General features: G+C 65.2%; 1 protein-coding gene. It reads left to right on the top strand.

What is annotated here, in order from left to right:
* Positions 1 to 457 (top strand): FAD-dependent oxidoreductase (locus AC1D1Y_RS26395; protein ID WP_477684952.1); only part of this gene is annotated, 457 nt, incomplete at both ends.

Below are 457 nucleotides of genomic sequence, written 5' to 3'. Positions count from 1 at the left end.
GTGCTGTTGGCCGGCGTCGATGCGGATATTGCGCGTATCGCGTCGCGGATCGAACTGGCGTCGTCCGCGGTGGTGGCGCTCCGCTTGCCCGGTCAGGTCGACCTTCCGCAGAATTCGGGGATCCTGGTTGCCACCGACGCCGACCTGACCGCCAAGGCGTTCACGCTGTCGAGCCGAAAGTGGACGCACCTCGCTGATCGCGGCGAGCATCTCGTTCGGGTGTCGTTCGGTCGATTCGGCGCATCGGAGATCGTCGACCGGCCGGATGGTGAACTGATCGAACTTGCGTGCGCCGATCTCGCGACCGTGACCGGAATCACCGAGGAGCCAGGAGCGAGCTTCGTACAGCGGTGGCACGGCGGTCTTCCCCAGTACTCCCCAGGTCACACGGAAATCGTGGCTGAAATCGAGTCCGGGATGACGCAGTTCGACGGCCTCGAAGTGGCCGGGTCGTGGC

The organism is Polaromonas sp. P1_G1 (assembly GCF_056405595.1).
Note: the sequence above shows the minus strand (reverse complement) of the source record. Positions and strands in the feature narration are given on the sequence as shown.